A 4012-nucleotide genomic window follows, 5' to 3' on the forward strand; every position below is an offset into this window, starting at 1 on the left:
TTAATTCTTTAAGTTCAGTACACATAATATCCTCTAAAGGATTTTCCCAATCTTCGTTTTTTATCAGTTCAATCCCATAGCTTCCGGCTGGATCACCTTCTGGGTACCACCCTACGTCAAGCAGCAAATTTTTTGTCTTATGAGAAATCTGCAGGAGATCTTGATTAAAGTCAAATAACCAAGCATCATCATTTGCCTCTAGCGTCTTAGGATCAGTATCTTTTAATGTAATATAATCAACAGTCCAACCAGCCGGTATCTTTAGCCTTAAATAATTGGGAATCTGTTGGCTTAGTGGCTGCAAACCCTCTAAAACCCCGCTTCCCACACTCCAGATTTGATATTCTAACTCTTCTAATAATTGTTCTATCTCATTAAAAGACTCATCTTCATAAATCTTATCTGTATGTAAGCCAGCTACTTTAATATGGTATTGATTATTTTCATAACTTACCTTAATAAAGGCCTTACGTTTTTCATTTTGTAGTATTAGTAATTCACATTTTTCTTGCATTCTTTTTTCTGAACATAAATTGTTCAGTACTACAGACCAGCCATTACAGATTTTTAATGGCTGTAGTTGAGAAATATGGTCTCTGCCCATCCCGCTTCTCCTTCATTATTCTAAAAAATCTGCCGATTGACAACCCAAAAAGAAGTTTAAACTATTCTAATATATCAGTAAACAAGGCACTTCTAACGTTAACCTCTATTGAAAGCTGTATACAATGAGAAACAAAAACGCCAGCCCTTGGTGTCCATAGACTGACGTTTCTTGAAAACCTCTCTTAACCTTTTTTAAAAACGATAAAATTCCCGTTAGGATAATCGCCATTCCAACCACACGGGAAATAACCCGCTTTATAAATTTCAAAAACCTTTTCAAAAAAATTATTTGTATTACCATTAATTGCTCTATTAATAGCACAATTGTTTAGGTCAGCTACTATATCCTCAAAAAAAGTCTTGAATTCAGTAGAAGCATGTCTGATGCTCTCAGAAAAAATATCTAATAATGCGTCTATATTTTCCGGCTTTTGATTATCTTCTAATTCGTAAAACCGCTCCCATACTTCACTCATTTCAATTTCCCTTATATCTTTCCATGTATACTCATCTTCTCCATATACTTCTTCATAAGCCAAGTATTCAGCCTTTTCTTGGTCATTAATTATTTGAGTAAAATTAGATACATTAACTGATTTTATAGGCTTGAAGGTTTTTGAAAATTCAACTACCTCTTCCACCAGATTATGATATTTTCCAAAATTCATTACTTGTTATACCACCTTTCCCAAAGATCAACTGTTGCTCCACCGCCTCTTTTCCAAACGGGTTTTCTTGAGGAGCTACCTTCTTTCCTTTCTAATTTATATGCTTCTAATCCTTTCTCCTTTATTTTCTTTAATTCTGTTTCTCAATAATCATCCCTCATATAAATAGGCAACCCTTTTTCTTGTAATTCTCTTAATTTTTGTTGTAAATCATATACCTGTTTTTCAATGACGTCTACACTTTGGTTAACATTAATCTCATCTAATTTTTTTCTCACAAAACTACTATAAACTGAATGATATCCCTTATGCCGTGAAGTAGCACTTATATCATCATCCGGGACCCTTAAGAAAAAGCCATTTGACGCATCATCCATATCCATTCCTAACTTCTTCAAAACAGGATGACTTCGAAACTCCTTCGGGATAATATGTTGAGCCTGATATGGAGTACGTTTTGTTGAACGTGGAAGTCCCATTTGCTCAAACATATTTTTACCTAATTTAGTTGAACTCCCCCCTGTAACCTTTCCTGGGGTCCCTGGAATTAATCTTGTGGTAGTGCTTCCACTGCTACCTCTACCCACCATCTTCACAACCCCAAGATCTTTCACAGCTTTCGTTTTCACATCAGCGTGAACAATTGGGAAAGTTGTCCCATCCGGTGTGACAGTCTTGTGGACACGAATTTTTACATTCGTCGGCACTTTGAATTCTTTTACTTGATCTAGAATCTTTCTCCCTTTTTCAACTTTTGCTACTTGTGGCGATTTAGCAAGCGGGATGCCTTTATCAATATGTTTCGCCAATGCACCGGCTCCAACCAAGCTCAATGCCGCTTCGAGCGCCCCTTGCTTCCGCTTCTCCTCAGACACTTTGTTTCCAAACATATCCCGTCCCGTGACGGCTTCTGAGAATCCGTTTGACGCAACAAGGCCGTATGCGCCCATTTCTGTCATTTTGAGAATGTCTAAGGATTTGCCTGTTTTGTAGGCATCTAAAGCGTGTTCAGCCGCGATAGCAGCTTTTCCGGTTTTGTAGATGGCTTTTCCGCCTTTGAAGGCGCGGCCTGCCCAGCCGACGACTGGTATAAATCCGGCTGCGGCCATAGCTCCTGCTGTCACACGTTCTGCGGTGGAGAGTTTTTCTCCGGTAACCGGATCAACGCCTTCAGTTGCTCTTTTATAATCATAATAGCCAGTGACTTCTCCAGTAAAGTTGCAAACTCCATCCCATGTTTTTTCGTACCATGGTTTGTTTGCTTCTTCCTCGGCTTTTTCCTGGAGACGTCTTGCTTCTGCTTGCTGGGATTTTGCATCAATATAGGTTGTTCCTTGATTTTCTACTTCAATCACGCTTTTGTAAACTTCATTGCTGTGGAAGGCTTTTTTGTCATAGTACATAGGGGATGCGCTCTTCCCATTGCTGGTGGCCTGCATGAGAACAGAATATTTGGTGAGCACTGCGTTGTCCAGAGATTCTAAATTTTGATATTCAGTGGTCAGGGATTCATCAAGCTTATCGACAGCTGTGATCGTGTCACGTCTGACTTTTTGGGCATCGCCCATCTTATCTGCATACTCGTCAAGCGTGTACATGTCGAGATCAATAATATCGCTGATGCCTGACAAAATAGAATCGATTTCTTCTTTATGAGCGGAGACTATCTCTGAGGCTTTCAGGTCTCCATTGGGCAGCTCATGATCCAAAAATGAAGTTTCCACATATGAATCATTCAGTTCTTGATCTTTAATATCGCCTGAAATGCCGTTTAAAAATGCAATTTGAGCAGAGACAAGCGTCAGCCAGCTGTCTACGATTTCCGCCTGTCCCTGAAAGAAATCTTTAATATTGTCCGCGCCTTTTCCTTTAAAATTATCGCCTAAATCTGCAACTCCCTGAAACGCTTTTTTCAGCGTATTCAGCTGCTCCTCAAGCGTCTCATATTGCTTTTTTCTGCTCTTCGCTTCTTCGATTAAAGATTTTGATTCAAATACTTTACTCATCGCACTGCCCTTTCTGTTCTATTTTACCGCTATCGCCTCGTCCTGCTCTTTAAGTGAATCTACGTTATCCTTTGTATCCTCGATATTTTTCTGTACCGCTTTTTTGTAATCTCCGAGCATGGTTTTGATGTTCTCCTCACGCTCATGATATTTTTTCGTATAATCGAGTGTATTTTTTCCATTGGACCCCGCGGCGCCGATTGATACGTCAGCAAGCGCATCTTTGACAGACTCTAATGTTTTGATTACAGCATCGTATTTCAATTTAATTTCTGACATAAAAAAGATCACCACAATTTAATAGATTTAATTTGATTAACAGCATCCTCCAAGAATTCTTCACCCTTAGCAAGAGTATGACCAGCAAAATTCGCTAGCTTTAATTCTTTGTCATAGAGAAATTTCATAGATTCCAACTGAATAATCTCCATCTGAATCGAAGCCATATACTCGTTATATTTATCATTCACAATCTTAGATGCTTCCGATTTCGCCTCTTCTCTTCCCTTGTCGAAATCATCGGCTTTTGTTCCCGTCCAATGCTTGCCCAATTCTGGTTTTACAATTTCTTTGATTTCAGTGATTGCCTCTTCTTGCAGTGTGTCTATGTCCTTTTTTGCTTTTTTCAGCTTTTCGATCTTGTCTTCCACGTCGGAAATTTTTCCGTTGAGCGAACTTTTGATATCCGCCAGCATACTTTCATAACCCATCTGAATCACCTCTTAATACTCA

Annotated in this window: 5 protein-coding genes; all 5 read right to left on the bottom strand. The window is 38.9% G+C overall.

The window, feature by feature from the left end; genetic code table 11:
* The coding region (locus RAC86_RS36150) for a hypothetical protein (RefSeq protein ID WP_377886735.1) at positions 1 to 604 on the bottom strand (604 nt) is incomplete at its 3' end.
* A 184-nt stretch (positions 605 to 788) separates the two neighbouring features.
* A complete protein-coding gene (locus tag RAC86_RS36155; protein WP_038829861.1) occupies positions 789 to 1274 on the bottom strand; it encodes a hypothetical protein in 486 nt (161 codons plus the stop codon).
* Between the two features lie 143 nt (positions 1275 to 1417).
* Positions 1418 to 3280 (bottom strand): T7SS effector LXG polymorphic toxin, encoded by a 1863-nt coding sequence (locus RAC86_RS36160; protein ID WP_377886737.1) that lies wholly within the window; start codon positions 3278 to 3280, stop codon positions 1418 to 1420.
* A gap of 18 nt (positions 3281 to 3298) precedes the next feature.
* On the bottom strand, positions 3299 to 3559 hold the full coding sequence (locus tag RAC86_RS36165) for a YwqI/YxiC family protein (RefSeq protein ID WP_187001932.1): 261 nt from the start codon (positions 3557 to 3559) through the stop codon (positions 3299 to 3301).
* An 8-nt stretch (positions 3560 to 3567) separates the two neighbouring features.
* Positions 3568 to 3990 (bottom strand): YwqH-like family protein, encoded by a 423-nt coding sequence (locus tag RAC86_RS36170; RefSeq protein ID WP_017696586.1) that lies wholly within the window; start codon positions 3988 to 3990, stop codon positions 3568 to 3570.
* Between the last annotated feature and the right edge of the window lie 22 nt (positions 3991 to 4012).

The sequence above is a fragment of the Bacillus sp. LR_5 genome (assembly GCF_042709275.1).